The organism is Microbispora sp. ZYX-F-249, from assembly GCF_039649665.1.
In the GTDB taxonomy this organism is placed as follows: Bacteria; Actinomycetota; Actinomycetes; order Streptosporangiales; family Streptosporangiaceae; genus Microbispora; species Microbispora maris.
The window spans coordinates 1-396 of record NZ_JBDJAW010000178.1 but is presented as its reverse complement, the minus strand read 5'-3'; the positions used below and the strand labels follow the sequence as shown (position 1 = coordinate 396).

Annotated in this window: 1 protein-coding gene; it reads right to left on the bottom strand. The window is 68.9% G+C overall.

Annotated features, from left to right (window positions below; genetic code table 11):
• Positions 1-396, bottom strand: a 396-nt coding sequence (locus tag AAH991_RS40305; protein ID WP_346231215.1) for a multicopper oxidase domain-containing protein, incomplete at both ends; no start/stop codon positions are given.

Here is a 396-nt window from a genome sequence, read left to right as displayed (position 1 = left end):
GTCGTTGAAGACGACGGTGAAGGTCTTGTCCGGCAGCACGTCGCCCGTCCGGCGTACCACCAGCGGCCCGTAGAGTCCGCGCAGGATGCCGCCGGTGCCGTGGTCGGTTCCCACGACGTGGTCGTGGTAGTGCCAGTAGCCCGCGCTGCCGGGCTCGATGGTGCCGTCCGCGCGAGTGGACTGGGCGTGGGTGCGCCAGGTGTAGACGTACCGGCCTCCCGGCTCCACCACGCTGTCGTTCATCCGCGTGCCGTCGCTGCTGGTCTCGTAGTCGACGCCGTGCACGTGCAGGCTGGCGGTCACGTCCGTGTTGTTGACCAGCTCGATCTCGAGGGTCTCGCCCTCGATCATCTCGATGAGCGGCCCGGGAATGGTCGCCTTGCCGGGCTCCAGGCC